This window comes from Oryzomonas japonica, assembly GCF_008802365.1.
Taxonomy (GTDB): Bacteria; Desulfobacterota; Desulfuromonadia; order Geobacterales; family Pseudopelobacteraceae; genus Oryzomonas; species Oryzomonas japonica.
Genome location: NZ_VZQZ01000017.1, coordinates 1 through 16583, shown reverse-complemented (window position 1 = coordinate 16583; position 16583 = coordinate 1). Strand labels below are relative to the sequence as shown.

14 protein-coding genes and 1 tRNA gene are annotated in these 16583 nt (G+C 56.2%); all 15 read left to right on the top strand.

The window, feature by feature from the left end:
- On the top strand, nucleotides 1-481 hold a 481-nt coding region (locus F6V25_RS16765), incomplete at its 5' end, for an EF-Tu C-terminal domain-related protein (RefSeq protein ID WP_246167082.1).
- 63 nt (nucleotides 482-544) lie between these two features.
- Nucleotides 545-694, top strand: a complete 150-nt coding sequence (gene rpmG / locus F6V25_RS16760; RefSeq protein WP_149209879.1) for a 50S ribosomal protein L33 — start codon at nucleotides 545-547, stop codon at nucleotides 692-694.
- Between the two features lie 21 nt (nucleotides 695-715).
- Nucleotides 716-792: transfer RNA gene (locus tag F6V25_RS16755), tRNA-Trp, on the top strand.
- 89 nt (nucleotides 793-881) lie between these two features.
- Nucleotides 882-1064: a preprotein translocase subunit SecE gene (gene secE / locus F6V25_RS16750; protein WP_149209880.1), complete on the top strand. Its 183-nt coding sequence runs from the start codon at nucleotides 882-884 to the stop codon at nucleotides 1062-1064.
- Between the two features lie 10 nt (nucleotides 1065-1074).
- A complete protein-coding gene (gene nusG / locus F6V25_RS16745; protein WP_149310017.1) occupies nucleotides 1075-1602 on the top strand; it encodes a transcription termination/antitermination protein NusG in 528 nt (175 codons plus the stop codon).
- A 57-nt stretch (nucleotides 1603-1659) separates the two neighbouring features.
- Nucleotides 1660-2082, top strand: a complete 423-nt coding sequence (gene rplK / locus F6V25_RS16740; RefSeq protein ID WP_149209882.1) for a 50S ribosomal protein L11 — start codon at nucleotides 1660-1662, stop codon at nucleotides 2080-2082.
- 43 nt (nucleotides 2083-2125) lie between these two features.
- Nucleotides 2126-2827: a 50S ribosomal protein L1 gene (gene rplA / locus F6V25_RS16735; protein ID WP_151129742.1), complete on the top strand. Its 702-nt coding sequence runs from the start codon at nucleotides 2126-2128 to the stop codon at nucleotides 2825-2827.
- A 174-nt stretch (nucleotides 2828-3001) separates the two neighbouring features.
- Nucleotides 3002-3526 (top strand): 50S ribosomal protein L10, encoded by a 525-nt coding sequence (gene rplJ / locus F6V25_RS16730; RefSeq protein WP_149310013.1) that lies wholly within the window; start codon nucleotides 3002-3004, stop codon nucleotides 3524-3526.
- A gap of 50 nt (nucleotides 3527-3576) precedes the next feature.
- Nucleotides 3577-3957: a 50S ribosomal protein L7/L12 gene (rplL, locus tag F6V25_RS16725; RefSeq protein WP_149310011.1), complete on the top strand. Its 381-nt coding sequence runs from the start codon at nucleotides 3577-3579 to the stop codon at nucleotides 3955-3957.
- Nucleotides 3958-4111: 154 nt separating this feature from the next.
- A complete protein-coding gene (rpoB, locus tag F6V25_RS16720) occupies nucleotides 4112-8611 on the top strand; it encodes a DNA-directed RNA polymerase subunit beta (protein ID WP_151129741.1) in 4500 nt (1499 codons plus the stop codon).
- A 69-nt stretch (nucleotides 8612-8680) separates the two neighbouring features.
- Nucleotides 8681-12898, top strand: a complete 4218-nt coding sequence (gene rpoC / locus F6V25_RS16715; RefSeq protein ID WP_151129740.1) for a DNA-directed RNA polymerase subunit beta' — start codon at nucleotides 8681-8683, stop codon at nucleotides 12896-12898.
- A gap of 455 nt (nucleotides 12899-13353) precedes the next feature.
- Nucleotides 13354-13725 (top strand): 30S ribosomal protein S12, encoded by a 372-nt coding sequence (gene rpsL, locus F6V25_RS16710; protein WP_149209888.1) that lies wholly within the window; start codon nucleotides 13354-13356, stop codon nucleotides 13723-13725.
- A 31-nt stretch (nucleotides 13726-13756) separates the two neighbouring features.
- Nucleotides 13757-14227 (top strand): 30S ribosomal protein S7, encoded by a 471-nt coding sequence (rpsG, locus tag F6V25_RS16705; RefSeq protein ID WP_151129739.1) that lies wholly within the window; start codon nucleotides 13757-13759, stop codon nucleotides 14225-14227.
- A 32-nt stretch (nucleotides 14228-14259) separates the two neighbouring features.
- The gene (gene fusA, locus F6V25_RS16700) at nucleotides 14260-16338 is read left to right on the top strand and encodes an elongation factor G (RefSeq protein ID WP_151129738.1); all 2079 of its coding nucleotides are present in this window, start codon (nucleotides 14260-14262) and stop codon (nucleotides 16336-16338) included.
- A 37-nt stretch (nucleotides 16339-16375) separates the two neighbouring features.
- On the top strand, nucleotides 16376-16583 hold a 208-nt coding region (locus F6V25_RS16695), incomplete at its 3' end, for a GTP-binding protein (RefSeq protein ID WP_246167081.1).

Genomic DNA, 16583 nt, shown 5'->3' with positions numbered 1-16583 from the left:
TATCGTCAAGGTCGGCGAAGAGGTCGAGATCGTCGGCATCAAAGCCACCGCCAAGACCACGGTAACCGGCGTTGAGATGTTCCGCAAGCTGCTGGACGAAGGTCGTGCCGGCGACAACATCGGCGCCCTGCTGCGCGGTGTCAAGCGTGAAGACATCGAGCGCGGCCAGGTACTTGCCAAGCCGGGCAGCATCACTCCGCACACCAAGTTCAAGGCCGAAGCCTACGTTCTGACCAAGGAAGAGGGTGGTCGTCATACCCCGTTCTTCAACGGGTACCGTCCCCAGTTCTACTTCCGCACCACGGACGTGACCGGCGTAGCCGAACTTCCTGCTGGTATTGAGATGGTCATGCCTGGCGACAACGTTGCCATGACCGTGAAACTGATCACCCCGATCGCCATGGACGAAGGTTTGCGTTTCGCCATCCGCGAAGGTGGCCGTACCGTTGGCGCCGGCGTCGTCAGCTCGATTATTGAATAATTTTCCGAACGCCGCTGCGGTCATCTTTGGCCGCAGCGGCGTCACTGTTAAAGGAATAGTCAAATGAGAGACATAATTACCCTTTCCTGTACCGAGTGTAAGCAAAAGAATTACACAACCACCAAAAACAAGAGAACCAAGCCTGAAAAACTCGAGTTCAGCAAATACTGCCGTTTTTGCCGTAAACACACTCCTCACAAGGAATCCAAATAATCGTTGTTTTTTCGGGCGTGCAGGCCAGTAGCTCTAACGGCTAGAGCGCCGGTCTCCAAAACCGGATGTTGGGGGTTCGAATCCCTCCTGGCCTGCCATTTTTCCCATCAGCGTTCAGCAAGCGGGAAGGCGCCACCGAAAGTGGCGTGACACCAAAGACGGTTTGTCGGTCACGACAGGAGCTCACGTGCAAAACGTAAAAACATTTCTCGAATCGGTTAAGATTGAGCTGGGTAAGGTTACCTGGCCAACCCGTAAGGAAACTGTGGCCACAACCGGAGTTGTGGTGGTCATCATCTTTCTTATCTCGATTTACCTGGGGGCTTGCGATATCGTCCTGGCCAAGCTGATGCGGCTTATACTGGGATAAAGGATTTATTATGTCCAAAAAGTGGTACGGGGTTCACACCTATTCAGGTTTTGAAAATAAAGTCAGGCTGAACCTGACTGAGCGCATAAAGAACGAGGGCGTGGAGGAACTTTTCGAAGAGATTCTGATCCCTTCCGAAACCGTCGTTGAATTGAAAAAAGGTGAAAAGAAGACCTCTTCCCGCAAGTTTTTTCCCGGGTATATCCTCGTCAAGATGGAGTTGACCGACGAGACGTGGCACATCGTCAAGGAAACAGCCAAGGTTACCGGCTTTGTTGGTGGCAATACGCCGTTTCCCATCAGTGATGAAGAAGTGAACAAGATTTCCCGCCGGATGGAAGAGGGCGCCGAGAAACCGCGGCCGAAGGTGCAGTTTGAAGTCGGCGAGACCGTCAGGGTCGTCGATGGTCCTTTCCTCAATTTCTCCGGTATCGTCGAAGACGTCAAGCCGGACAAGGGCAAGTTGCGCGTTACGGTTACGATTTTCGGCCGGGCGACCCCGGTCGAGCTGGAATTCATGCAGGTGGAAAAGAATTAATCCGCGAACAAGCGTCATAATAGAGAAACGGCATTTGTCACACAAAGGAGCACCATAATGGCAAAGAAGATCACAGGTTATATCAAGCTGCAGGTACCCGCTGGCAAGGCTAATCCCTCACCTCCCATCGGGCCGGCGCTTGGCCAGCACGGCGTCAACATCATGGAATTCTGCAAGGCGTTCAACGCCAAGACCCAGGCGGATGAGGGCACCATTACTCCGGTTGTCATCACGGTCTATGCCGACCGTTCCTTCACGTTCATCACCAAGACGCCTCCGGTCCCTGTCCTGATCAAGAAGGCTCTGGGCATTGCGAGCGGTTCCGCCGTTCCCAATAAGACCAAAGTCGGCAAGCTGACCAAGGCGCAGGTCGAAGAAATCGCCAAAAAGAAGATGCCGGACCTCAACGCCGCTTCCGTGGAAGCCGCCATGAGAACCGTTGAAGGGACTGCCCGCTCCATGGGCGTCGATATCGTCTAGTCACGGGTTTATATATTTAAAAGAACCAGAGAGAGGTTGTATCATGTCGAAGAACGGGAAAAAGCATGCGGCGGCGATGTCTCAGATAGACAGAACCAAGGTGTATCCCCTTGGGGCTGCCCTTGATGTTGTCAAGCAAACCGCCTATGTCAAATTTGACGAAACCGTCGATCTCGCTGTGAAGCTGGGCGTTGATCCTCGCCATGCCGATCAGATGGTCCGTGGGGCGGTTGTGTTGCCCAATGGTCTGGGTAAGAATGTGCGTGTTCTCGTGTTTGCCAAAGGGGAAAAGGAAAAAGAGGCCCTTGATGCAGGCGCAGACTACGTCGGTTCCGACGACCTGGTGGCGAAGATCCAGGCGGGGTGGTTTGAGTTCGACACCGCCATTGCCACACCGGACATGATGGGCGTCGTCGGCAAGATCGGCAAGCTGCTCGGTCCCCGCGGCCTGATGCCGAACCCCAAGGTCGGCACCGTCACGTTCGAGATCGGGAAAGCGGTAAAAGAGTGCAAGGCCGGTAAGGTCGAGTTCCGCGTCGAGAAGGCCGGTATCGTCCACGCCCCGGTAGGGAAGGTTTCCTTCGACGCCGAAAGCCTCAAAGGCAATGTGCTGGCGCTCATCGAAGCTCTGGTCAAGGCCAAGCCTTCCGCCGCCAAAGGCACCTATATCAAGAAGATTTCCCTCTCCTCCACCATGGGGGCCGGGATTAACCTCGATATCAGTGAAGTGACGGCACAGATCTAGTCGTCCCGCTGTAGCGGTTTAGCAGCCAAAGTCAAAGACAGCAGGTGCACGCACAGCTTAATCCGGTGATGTGGCCGGACCTGCCGAGACTTGGGTAACGTAAGGTTCACTCCTTGCGCTTCCTGACTTTGGCCGGGGCTTCGCCCCAGATACCAAAAGAAAGGAGGAAGTCGCTTGAACAAAAATAGCAAGCAGGAACTGGTAACCGAGATGCATGAGCGGCTCACACGAGCCAAGGCGGTTTTTTTGGCCGATTTCCGCGGCATGAGCGTGGGACAGGCCACCAGCCTTCGTAACGAATTGCGCGGCGCATCTGTTGAGTACAAGGTATTCAAGAATACCCTGCTCGACCTTGCCGCCAAGGGTACGGAAGCCGAACCGCTTAGCCCCTACCTGGCAGGACCGACCGCCGTCGCCATCACGTATGACGATCCGGTCAGCGCCGCCAAGGTGCTCAGCAAATTCGCCAAGGACCCTCTGGGCAAATTTGTCCTGAAGGCCGGCGTTCTTTCCGGTAAATTGCTGGATGTGAAACAGATCCAGGCATTGGCAGAACTGCCCTCGCGTGAAGTTCTCATCGCCAAGATGCTGGGTTCCATGCAGGCGCCCGCCACCAACTTTGTTGGCGTGCTCGCGGCACTGCCGAGCTCACTGGTTCGCGCCCTGGACGCCATTCGCGCCCAGAAAGCCGGAAACTAACCACTCTATTCACCACTACGCTACAATAAACCTATCGGAGGACTATTTACATGGCTATCACCAAGGAAGAAGTAATCAGCTTTATCGAAAACATGACCGTTCTGGAACTTTCCGAACTTGTTAAAGAACTCGAAGACAAATTCGGCGTGTCCGCTGCCGCTCCGGTTGCCGTTGCCGCTGCTGCCGGCCCTGCTGCCTCCGCTGAGCCTGCTGAAGAGAAAACCGAATTCGACGTTGTTCTCAAGGCTGCCGGCGCCAACAAGATCAATGTCATCAAGGTTGTCCGCGCACTGACCAGCCTCGGTCTGAAAGAAGCCAAAGACCTGGTTGACGGCGCTCCCGGCACCGTGAAAACCGGCGTTTCCAAGCAGGAAGCCGAAGAAGCCAAAAAACAGCTGGTTGAAGCCGGCGCCGAAGTAGAGATCAAATAGTACGCCGTACTTTTATAGAAATGTAAGCCAAGGTCGCCTTGAGCGGCCTTGGCTTGTGCTGTTTCAGCAAATCCCCTCCCGTTCTGGTAGTCTGTAAATCCGGCTGGTTGCATGTTGTCCGGATGTCTTGATGATACTCGCCAAAGGAGAAGCTATGGCTTATTCGATCGCCAATAACCACTTGTTGCGTAAAAACTTTGCCAAGATTAAAAATATCATTGATATTCCCAATCTGATTGACATACAAAAAAACTCCTACCACCGTTTCCTGCAACAGGAGGTTTCACCCGAATCCCGGAAAAGCATCGGCCTCGAAGCCGTTTTCAGAAGCGTGTTCCCCATCAAGGACTTCAGCGAAAGTGCGTCGCTGGAGTACGTTTCCTATACCCTCAACAAGCCGAAATATGATGTGGAAGAGTGTCATCAACGCGGGATGACCTTTGCTGCGCCCATGAAGGTCAAGGTGCGCCTGGTCATCTGGGAATCCGGCAAGGAAACCGGCGTCAGGGCGATCAAGGATATCAAGGAGCAGGAGGTCTACTTCGGCGAAATTCCGTTGATGACCGATAACGGGACGTTCATCATCAACGGCACGGAGCGTGTCATTGTCAGCCAGTTGCACCGCTCCCCCGGCGTTTTTTACGATCACGACAAGGGCAAGACCCACTCCAGCGGCAAAGTTCTCTACTCGGCAAGGGTGATCCCGTACCGCGGATCATGGCTTGATTTCGAGTTTGATCATAAAGACATTCTCTATGTGCGTATCGACCGTCGGCGCAAGATGCCGGCAACGGTACTGCTCAAAGCACTCGGCTATTCAGTTGAGCAGCTTCTCAACTATTACTACAACAGTGAAGAGATTTTCGTCAACGGCGAGTCCCTCTCCAAGAGTATCGATCCCGAGCTGCTCACCCTGCAGAAGTCCACGGTGGATGTGGTTGACCCCAAAAACGGCGAGGTAATCGTCAAGGCCAACCGCAAATACACCAAGGCCTCCATCAAGAAGCTGTTCGAGCACGGCATCAAAACCGTTCCGGTTGCCGCTGACGGCGTCATCGGCCGTTATGCATCGGCGGACGTTATCGACCCTGCCACCGGCGAAATCCTCGTGGAGTGCAACGAGGAAGTGACCGCCGCCAAATTCGACGAGATCGTGGCCCGGGGCGTTCATAGTTTCAGGGTGCTCTTCATCGATAACCTGCACATCACCTCGTCGTTTCGCGACACCCTGCTGATCGACAAGGTGAGCAGCACCGATGAAGCTCTGATCGAAATATACCGCCGCCTGCGTCCGGGCGATCCGCCAACCCTGAAGAGTTCCCTGGCGCTGTTCGACAACCTGTTCTTCAACCCGGAACGGTACGATCTGTCCGCCGTGGGACGCCTCAAGCTGAATTACAAGCTTGGCCTGAAGGTGTGGCCGGATTGTACGGTTCTCAACGCCCCCAGCATGCTGACCGTTGAAGACTTCCTGAATCCCCAAGAGCTTGTGTCCCGTCTTGCCAAGGGTGAGGACCCGTTCTCCCAGTACCTGATGATGAAACTCCCCGCGGAACTGGTCAAGGCGCTCAAGAAGTGCGACCTCTCTCAGCCGGTGCCCGAAAAGCTGGCGGAGCAGCTGGTTCAGGAGTTCAACAACCTCTTCAAGGACCACGACTTCTTCCAGAAGGATGTTTTCGCCCCCCTGGCCCTCAGCGCAGCGACCGTCAAGCTGTCCGAACTGATCGATCAGGGCGTGTTTGACGAAAACCGCCGTGCCATCGAGATTCTGCGCCGCAACCGGATGCTTTTCGAGGATCTGTACGCCGACCTCATCGCCGCGTCGTCCAAGAATGACATTCTGGAGATCGTCCGTTACCTGATCGACCTGAAAAACGGCCGCGGTACCATCGACGATATCGACCACCTTGGCAACCGCCGCGTGCGCGCCGTGGGCGAACTTCTGGAGAACCAGTACCGCATCGGCCTGGTGCGCATGGAACGCGCCATCAAGGAGCGCATGAGCCTGCAAGAGGTGGAAAACCTCATGCCCCACGACCTGATCAACTCCAAACCGGTTTCGGCCGTGGTCAAGGAGTTCTTCGGTTCGTCCCAGCTCTCCCAGTTCATGGACCAGACGAACCCGCTGTCCGAGGTTACCCACAAGCGCCGTCTTTCGGCCCTCGGACCAGGCGGCCTGACCCGTGAGCGTGCCGGCTTCGAAGTCCGCGACGTTCACCCGACCCACTACGGCCGCGTCTGCCCGATCGAAACGCCTGAAGGCCCGAACATCGGCCTGATCGCGTCCCTCTCCACCTATGCCCGCATCAACGAGCACGGTTTTGTGGAAACCCCGTACCGCATCGTTGAGGACAGCAAGCTGACGAGCGAGGTCCGTTTCTTCTCCGCGTTGGAGGAGGAAGGGCATGCCATCGCCCAGGCCAACGCCGAGGTGGACAAAAACGGCCGTTTCGTCAACGACTATGTCACGGCCCGTAAGAGCGGCGAGTTCATCCTGGTGCATCGGGAAGAGATCGAGCTGATGGACGTGGCTCCCAAACAGTTGGTGTCGGTCGCCGCCGCGTTGATTCCGTTTCTGGAAAACGACGACGCCAACCGCGCTCTGATGGGTTCCAACATGCAGCGTCAGGCAGTGCCGCTGCTGCGGGCCGATTCTCCCCTGGTCGGCACCGGCATGGAACGGATCGTGGCCAAGGACTCCGGGGTCTCCGTCATTGCCCGCCATAAGGGTGAGGTGGAATCGGTCGACGCCTCCCGCATCGTCATCAAGATCGATGACGATGAGCTCGATGAAACCGGCACCGGCGTCGATATCTACAATATGATCAAGTTTGCCCGCTCCAACCAGAACACCTGCATCAATAACAGGCCGGTGGTCAAGGTGGGGGATAAGATAAAGCGTGGTGACGTCATCGCCGACGGCCCTTCCACAGACATGGGCGAACTGGCCTTGGGACAGAACATCGTCGTGGCTTTCATGCCGTGGGGCGGCTACAACTACGAAGACTCCATCCTGGTCTCCGAGAAGATGGTGAAAGAGGACCGCTACACCTCGATCCATATTGAAGAGTTTGAATGCGTCGCCCGCGATACCAAGCTGGGTAAGGAGGAGATCACTGCCGATATCCCCAACCTGGGTGAAGAAACCCTCCAGGATCTGGACGAATCCGGCATTATCCGCATTGGTGCCGAGGTGCGGCCGGGTGACATCCTGGTGGGCAAGATCACCCCCAAGGGCGAAACCCAGCTCTCTCCCGAGGAAAAACTACTGCGCGCCATCTTCGGCGAAAAAGCCGGCGATGTCCGTGATACCTCCCTGACCGTACCCCCGGGTGTGGAAGGGACCGTCATCGGCGCCAAGATCTTCTCCCGCAAGGGGAACGACAAGGATGCCCGTACCGAACTGATCGAGAAGGCGGAGGAGAACAAGCTCCGCAAGGATGAGCAGGACGAGATCCGCATCATCCGCGATTCGGCAGTCGGCAAGCTCAAACGCCTCCTGGTGGGCAAGACCCTGGCGGTCAAGCTTGAAGACGGGGAGGGGATGCTGATCCTGGCCAAGGGCAAGAAGATCACCGAAGAAACCCTCGACGGTGTGTCGATGGAGCGCTGGGCAGGCATCTCCGTCAGCGACGAAGGGGATACGGATGAGAAGGTAAGCCAGGTACTGGATACCTTGAACCGCCAGATCGACCTGATTCACAACGTCTTTGACGATAAGATACAGAAGCTCAAACGTGGCGACGATCTGCCGCCGGGCGTGATCAAGATGGTCAAGGTCTACATCGCCATCAAGCGCAAGCTGCAGGTCGGTGACAAGATGGCCGGTCGCCACGGTAACAAAGGTGTCGTTTCCCGCATCCTGCCCGAAGAGGATATGCCGTATATGGAAGATGGCCGGCCGGTGGAGATCGTTCTCAACCCCCTGGGCGTTCCTTCCCGTATGAACGTCGGCCAGATCATCGAAACCCATCTGGGATGGGCAGCCAAGGGCATAGGCTGGAAGATTGAGGAGATGCTTCAGAAACACCTCTCTGAGGACAATCTGAAGGCATATCTCAGGGACGTGTACGACGACACGGATTTCACCCACTTCATCGATACCCTTGACCAGGAAGAGTTGCTGAAGGTCTGCCGCCGCCTCCAACGGGGTATCCCCATGGCGTCGCCGGTCTTCGAGGGCGCTTCGGAGAATAAGATCAAGGGGATGCTGAAAAAGGCCGGGTTCCATTCTTCCGGCCAGGTAACACTCTTCGACGGCCGCACCGGCGACCCGTTCAAGCATAAGGTAACTGTCGGCGTGATGTACTTCCTAAAACTGCATCACTTGGTTGACGATAAGATCCACGCCCGGTCCATCGGACCCTACAGTTTGGTTACCCAGCAACCGCTGGGTGGCAAGGCTCAGTTCGGCGGGCAGAGACTGGGTGAGATGGAAGTCTGGGCAATGGAGGCCTACGGCGCTTCCTATGCGCTCCAGGAATTCCTTACGGTCAAGTCGGATGATGTCTCCGGCCGCACGCGGATGTATGAAGCCATCGTCAAGGGCAAACACACCCTTGAACCGGGCTTGCCGGAATCCTTCAACGTCCTCATCAAGGAACTCCAATCCCTCTGTCTTGACGTGGAACTGCTTGAAGGGGACGAGGAATAATTACAGAGACCTTCGTAGACAGCCGGCCCGGCGTCGTCGCGGAGCTTCAGAATAACGGAGGAGAGCAACGTGGAAGATTATTTCAGTTTTTTCGATAAACCAAAAGATCCACTCCACTTTTCAGCTATACGGATATCGGTGTCGTCACCCGAGAAGATTCGGGAGCGTTCCCACGGCGAGGTCAAGAAGCCGGAAACGATCAATTACCGCACCTTCAAACCGGAGCGGGACGGTCTGTTCTGCGCCAAAATCTTTGGTCCCACCAAGGACTACGAGTGCAACTGCGGCAAGTACAAGCGCATGAAACATCGCGGCATCATCTGCGAAAAGTGCGGCGTTGAGGTCATCCCCTCCAAGGTGCGCCGGGAGCGGCTGGGTCATATCGACCTCGCCACCCCGGTGGCCCATATCTGGTTCCTCAAGTCGTTGCCGTCCCGTATCGGCAACCTGCTGGACATCACCCTCAAGGACCTTGAGAAGGTCCTGTATTTCGAGGCGTTCGTCATCAGCGATCCCAAGAATACGCCGATGCAGTTCTGCGAGGTGATGTCGGAGGAAAAATACATCAAGGCCCAGCAGGAATACGGCACCGACGCCTTCGAAGGCGGCATGGGGGCCGAGGCCATCCGCAACTGCCTCCGCTCGCTCGATCTGGACGAACTGGCGGTGTCGCTCCGTTCCGAGATGATGGAGTCCACCAGCGAAGCAAAACGTAAAAAGACCGCCAAGCGCCTCAAGGTGGTGGAGGCGTTCAAGTCCTCGGGCAACAAGCCGGAATGGATGATCCTGGAATGCATCCCGGTTCTTCCGCCGGAACTGCGCCCCCTGGTGCCGCTGGATGGCGGACGGTTCGCCACCTCCGACCTGAACGACCTGTACCGCAGGGTTATCAACCGTAACAACCGCCTCAAGCGCCTCTGCGAATTGCAGGCGCCGGAGGTGATCATCCGCAACGAGAAGAGGATGCTCCAGGAAGCGGTGGACGCGCTGTTCGACAACGGCCGCCGTGGCCGCGCCATTGCCGGCCCCAACAAACGTCCTCTGAAATCCCTGTCCGACATGCTCAAGGGCAAGTCGGGCCGTTTCCGCCAGAATCTCTTGGGTAAGCGCGTCGACTATTCCGGCCGTTCGGTTATCGTCGTCGGCCCGGAACTGCGGCTGCACCAGTGCGGCCTGCCGAAGAAGATGGCCCTGGAGTTGTTCAAACCCTTTATCTATAACAAGCTGGAAGAACGCGGCTATGTCACCACCATCAAGAGCGCCAAGAAGATGGTGGAGAAGGAGCGCCCCGAGGTGTGGGACGTGCTGGAGGAGGTCATCAAGGAACACCCGGTGATGCTCAACCGCGCCCCGACCCTGCACCGCCTCGGCATCCAGGCATTTGAACCGGTACTCATCGAGGGCAAGGCCATTCAACTGCACCCGCTGGTCTGTACCGCTTTCAACGCCGACTTCGACGGTGACCAGATGGCTGTGCATCTCCCCCTCTCCATCGAGAGCCAGGTAGAGGCCCGCGTCCTGATGATGTCCACCAACAACATCCTGTCGCCGGCACATGGCAAGCCGATCATCGTTCCGTCGCAGGACATGGTTCTCGGCGCCTATTACATGACCCGCGATCGCCTGTACGAGCCCGATCCCGACGACGAGACCGGCCGCGCCAAGATCGATCCGGCCACCGGCAAGATGATCTACCGCAAGGTCAAGGGGACCGGCAAGATCTTCTCGTCGCCCGACGAGGTGCGCATCGCTTTTGATGCCGGTGAGGTCGATATGCAGGCCAAGGTTCGCGTGCGGATGAAAAACTTTGTGAGCGACGAAAAACCGCAATTGATCGATACCACCATCGGGCGGGTCATCATGCGGGAGATTCTGCCGCCCCAAGTGCCGTTCAGCGCGATCAACAAGGTGCTCAACAAGAAGGAACTGTCCAATCTGGTGGATACCTGTTACCGTCTGGCCGACAGCAAGGAGACCGTTATCCTTGCCGACCGCCTCAAGGAGATCGGTTTCCGCTACGCCAACCTGGCCGGCATCTCCATCTGTCTGGACGACATGGTCATCCCGGAAGGGAAGGCTGCCATCATCACCAAGGCCGAGGATGAGGTCAAGGAGATTCAGAACCAGTACACCGAAGGTCTGATCACCGACGGCGAACGCTACAACAAGGTTATCGACATCTGGGCCAAAGCGACTGAAGACATCGCCAAGGAGATGCTGGACAACCTCTCCAAGGAAAACTTCATCGTCGACGGGGAAGAGATCAAGGAGGCATCTTTCAACGCCATCCATATGATGGCCGATTCGGGTGCCCGTGGTTCCGCCCAGCAGATTCGCCAGTTGGCCGGTATGCGTGGTTTGATGGCCAAGCCTTCCGGCGAGATCATCGAAACCCCCATTACCGCCAACTTCCGCGAGGGCCTGACGGTTCTCCAGTATTTCATCTCGACCCACGGTGCCCGCAAAGGTTTGGCCGATACGGCGCTCAAAACCGCCAACTCCGGTTACCTGACCCGCCGTCTGGTGGATGTTGCCCAGGACGCCATCATTACCGAGGACGACTGCGGCACTCTGGACGGCCTGATCGTGTCATCCCTGACCGAGGGAGGCGAGGTTATCGAGCATATCGGTGACCGTATCCTGGGGCGCGTGGCCCTGGACGATATTTTGGACCCGGTTACGGGCGACGTGCTGGTGGAGGCCAACCAGGAGATCGACGAAAGCCTGGTCAATCGGATCGAGGACGCAGGCCTGGAGAAGGTCAAGATCCGTTCCGTGCTTACCTGTCAGAGCCGCCGGGGTATTTGCGCCAAATGTTACGGGCGCGACTTGGCCCGCGGCCATATCGTCAACATGGGCGAGGCGGTCGGCGTCATTGCCGCCCAGTCCATCGGCGAGCCGGGTACCCAGCTGACCATGCGTACCTTCCATATCGGTGGTACCGCTTCCCGTCATGCCGAGCAGACCTCCCTGGAGGCCCGCACCGATGGTTCGCTCAAGTTCATCAACGTCAATTCGGTTGTGAACAACGAAGGACATCATATCGTCATGAACCGTAACGGTGAGATCGCCGTTATCGACGAAACCGGCCGCGAACGCGAGAAATACACGGTCGTGTACGGCGCCAAGATCAGGATCGCCCCGGGCGGAGCCGTACAACAGGGCGCCACGTTGGCTGAGTGGGACCCCTACACCATGCCGATCCTCACTGAGGTGGCCGGTAAGGTCAAGTTCGGCGATATTCAGGAAGGCGTCACCATCGAGGAGCAACTGGACGAAGTCACCGGTCTCTCCCGCAAGGTCATCATCGAAACCAAAGATACGGACAAGCGTCCGCGTATCGCCATCAAGGACACTGCCGGCGACGGCAGCGGGACTATCGGCCGCTACTTCCTGCCGGTGGGCGCCAATATCTACGTCCAGGAAGATGCTCTGGTCAGCGCCGGCGACATCATCGCCAAGATCCCCCGCGAGACGACCAAGACCAAGGATATTACCGGTGGTCTGCCGCGCGTCGCCGAGTTGTTCGAGGCGCGCAAGCCCAAGGACTTCGCGGTTATCTCCGAGATCGACGGGCGGGTTACCTTCGGCAAGGATGCCAAGGGCAAACGTAAGGTTGTCGTTACTCCCGAGGTCGGCGAACCGAAGGAATACCTGATCCCCAAAGGCAAGCACATCAGCGTCCACGAAGGAGATCATGTGCGTGCCGGTGAGGCGCTCATGGACGGTTCTTCGAACCCCCACGATATTCTTCGCGTGCTCGGCGTCAAGGAGCTGGCCAAGTACCTGGTGGACGAAGTCCAGGAGGTCTACCGCCTCCAGGGCGTCAAGATCAACGACAAGCATATCGAGACCATCGTGCGCCAGATGTTGCGGCGGGTGCGTATCAAAGAGGTCGGCGACACCAACCTGCTGGTTGATGATCAGGTGGAGCGCTGGGTCTTTGAAGACGAAAACGAAAAGGTCTTTACGGAGGGCAAACGTCCGGCCATCGCCGAACCGCTGCTGTTAGGCATTACCAAGGCATCGCTCTCCACCGAGTCGTTCATCTCGGCGGCTTCCTTCCAGGAAACGACCAAGGTTCTTACCCAGGCCGCCATTGAAGGGAAGGTCGACTACCTGCGCGGCCTGAAGGAAAACGTCATCATGGGCCGCCTCATCCCGGCAGGAACGGGACTGGCGCGCTATCGCCATCTCCGCCTGCAGGCAGATGCACAGATGCAGGAGGCGTCGCAACAGGAAGAGCAAGCGCTTGATGCGGCTGAGGATGAACAGGAAGCTGCGTAACTGTTTGATAGTATTGTGGTTGAACGGGGAGGGCGGCATGCCGGTTATGCCTCCCTCCCCCCAGGCCAAAATAAATAAAGAAATTGTTTTTTTTTAGTTGACAGACACCCTCTGAATGTTGTAAATATACGGACCATTTGAGTTCGCCCATGTAACTGGGTTCAGCGCAATAGCCATGAATGGAGCTGTCGGTAAATTCCGACCCTACACCTATTCCATTCCCTTTCGCTTATTGTCACGCGCGCTGGATTGGCGACTCGATACCAAAACCATTAGTATGTATTTTGCTTGTCGACTGCACAGGCGTCTTTGCTTGTGTGTTGTGTCCTGTTTTTTGAAAAGCGGGCATAATTGGGTTGACAGTGGCATTTAAAATTTGTTAGTTTCGCAATTCGCCTCTTGATGGGGTGAATCTATGTGTCTGGATATTTTTGCGCTGGGAGAATAATGCGACTATGCCAACGATTAATCAGTTGATTCGTGAGGGCAGGGAAAAGAAAAAGGACAAGTCGACGGCGCCTGCGCTGAAGTGCTGTCCTCAGAAGCGTGGTGTTTGCACGAGGGTTTATACGACTACCCCGAAGAAGCCGAACTCGGCTCTTCGTAAGGTTGCCAGGGTTCGTCTGACCAACGGGATTGAGGTTACCTCATATATCCCGGGTGTTGGCCACAATCTTCAGGAGCACTCCGTTGTCCTGATTCGTGGCGGCAGGGTCAAGGACCTTCCAGGTGTTCGTTATCACATCGTTCGTGGTACTCTTGACTCGGTTGGCGTGAAGGACCGTAAAAAGAGTCGCTCCAAGTATGGGGCCAAGCGGCCGAAATAGATATTTGACCTGATTTGCTGAGGGGATAGATATGCCAAGAAGAAGAGAAGTACCCAAGAGAATTATCCTGCCGGACCCTAAATACAGTGACAAGGTCGTTGCCAAGCTTATCAACACGCTGATGCTGGGCGGCAAGAAAAGCGTTGCCGAGTCGATTCTGTATGGTGCGCTTGAGTTGGTTGCCGAGCGGAGCAACGAAGAGGCTATCAAGGTGCTCAAAAAGAGCCTTGATAACATCAAGCCGATGCTGGAAGTTAAGTCGCGCCGTGTTGGTGGTTCCACCTATCAGGTGCCCATCGAGGTTCGTCCGGACCGTCGCATGTCTTTGGCTATGCGCTGGTTGATCAAGTATTCGACCGCTCGCAGCGAAAAGACCATGAAGGACAAGCTGGCCGGCGAGATTCTCGACGCCTACAACAACAGGGGCGCCGCCGTCAAGAAGCGTGAGGATGTTCATAAGATGGCTGAGGCCAACCGCGCTTTCGCCCATTATCGTTGGTAATTATCAGGTAGTATTACTTTTTGGAGGATTTTGTGCCCCGCTTATCGCCACTTGAAAATTATAGAAATATCGGGATTATGGCTCACATTGACGCCGGCAAAACGACGACGACCGAGCGTATCCTTTACTATACCGGTGTTTCGCACAAAATTGGTGAAGTGCACGAGGGTACTGCCACCATGGACTGGATGGAGCAGGAGCAGGAGCGTGGCATTACGATCACCTCTGCTGCAACCACCTGTGCATGGAAGGATTGCCATATAAATATCATCGACACCCCGGGCCATGTGGACTTCACCATTGAGGTCGAGCGTTCCCTTCGTGTTCTTGATGGTGCCGTGGCGGTTTTTTGCTCGGTCGGTGGCGTTGAGCCCCAGTCTGAAACGGTTTGGCGTCAGGCTGACAAGTATCATGTGCCCCGTATCGCCTTCATCAACAAGATGGATCGTGTCGGCGCGGACTTCTTCCGCGGTGTGCAGATGATCAAGGATCGGCTCAAGGCCAATCCGATTCCGATTCAGCTTCCGGTCGGCAAGGAAGAGCATTTCAAAGGTGTCATTGACCTGGTCACCATGAAGGCCATCATCTGGGAAGAGGAAGCCCTGGGTGCTAAATTCCACGAGGAAGAAATTCCGGCCGAGCTGCTTGAAGAGGCCAAGGAATATCGTGAGAAGATGATCGAAGAGATCTCCAGCCACGACGACGTGCTCATGGAGAAATATCTGGGCGGCGAAGAGCTGAGCGAGGCCGAGATCAAGGCCGCCATCCGTTCTTGCACCATCAACATCCAGATCTGCCCGGTCATCTGTGGCTCATCTTTCAAAAACAAAGGCGTGCAGAACCTGCTTGACGCGGTTGTGGACTACATGCCTTCTCCGCTGGATATTCCCGCCATCAAGGGCGTCGATGTGGACAGCGGTGAAGAGGTAGAGCGTAAGGCTGCGGACAGCGAGCCGTTTTCCGCCCTGGGCTTCAAGATTATGACCGACCCCTTCGTCGGCCAGTTGACCTTCTTCCGCGTTTACTCCGGCGTGGTTACCGCCGGATCGTACATCTACAACTCGACCAAAGGCAAGAAGGAGCGCCTTGGCCGTATCCTGAAGATGCACGCCAACAAGCGTGAAGAGATCAAAGAGGTCTACGCCGGCGATATCGCCGCCGCAGTCGGCCTGAAATATACCACTACCGGCGACACCCTCTGCAATGAGGACAAGCAGGTTATTCTTGAGTCCATCGAGTTCCCTGAGCCGGTTATCTCCATCGCCATCGAGCCCAAGACCAAGGCCGATCAGGAAAAGCTGGGCGTCAGTCTCGCCAAGCTCGCCAGCGAAGACCCTTCCTTCCGTGTTAAAACCGACGAGGAAACCGGTCAGACCATCATCTCCGGCATGGGCGAGCTGCATCTCGAGATCATCGTAGACCGCCTGATGCGTGAGTTCAAGGTCGAGGCCAACGTGGGTAAACCCCAGGTTGCCTACCGCGAAACCGTTACCAAGAAGGTCAAGGTCCAAGGCAAGTTTGTTCGCCAGTCCGGTGGCCGCGGTCAGTACGGCGATGTCTGGCTGGAAATCGAGCCTCAGGAAGCGGGCAAGGGTTTTGAGTTTGTCGATGCCATCAAGGGTGGCGTTGTGCCCCGCGAATACATCCCTGCCGTTGGCAAAGGCGTTTTAGAGGCAACCGATAACGGTGTCCTTGCTGGTTTCCCGGTCGTGGACGTCAAGATCACTTTGGTCGACGGTTCCTACCACGAGGTCGACTCCTCGGAAATGGCCTTTAAGATCGCCGGTTCCATGGGCTTTAAAGAGGGCTGCGCCAAGGCTGGTCCCATCATTCTTGAGCCGATTATGTCGGTGGAGGTCGTTGTCCCCGAAGAGTACATGGGTGATGTTATCGGCGACCTCAACTCCAAGCGTGGACGCATCATGGGTATGGATTCCCGTGCCGGCGCCCAGGTCGTGACCGCCATGGTACCGCTGGCATCCATGTTCGGCTACTCCACTGACCTGCGCTCCGCTACCCAGGGCCGCGCCACCTACACCATGACATTCGATCATTACGAACCGGTGCCTAAGTCGGTTGCAGACGATATAGTTGCAAAAGTAAAAGGTTAATCAAGCTAACAACACTTTTTGAGGAGGGCCTGTTATCATGGCGAAGGCTAAATTCGAGCGTAACAAACCGCATGTAAACATCGGCACGATAGGTCACGTTGACCACGGCAAGACCACGTTGACCGCCGCTATCACGAAGGTATTGGCCGGTAAGGGTCAGGCCGAATTCAAGGCGTTCGACCAGATCGACAATGCTCCCGAAGAGCGTGAGCGCGGTATTACGATTGCCACTGCGCACGTTGAAT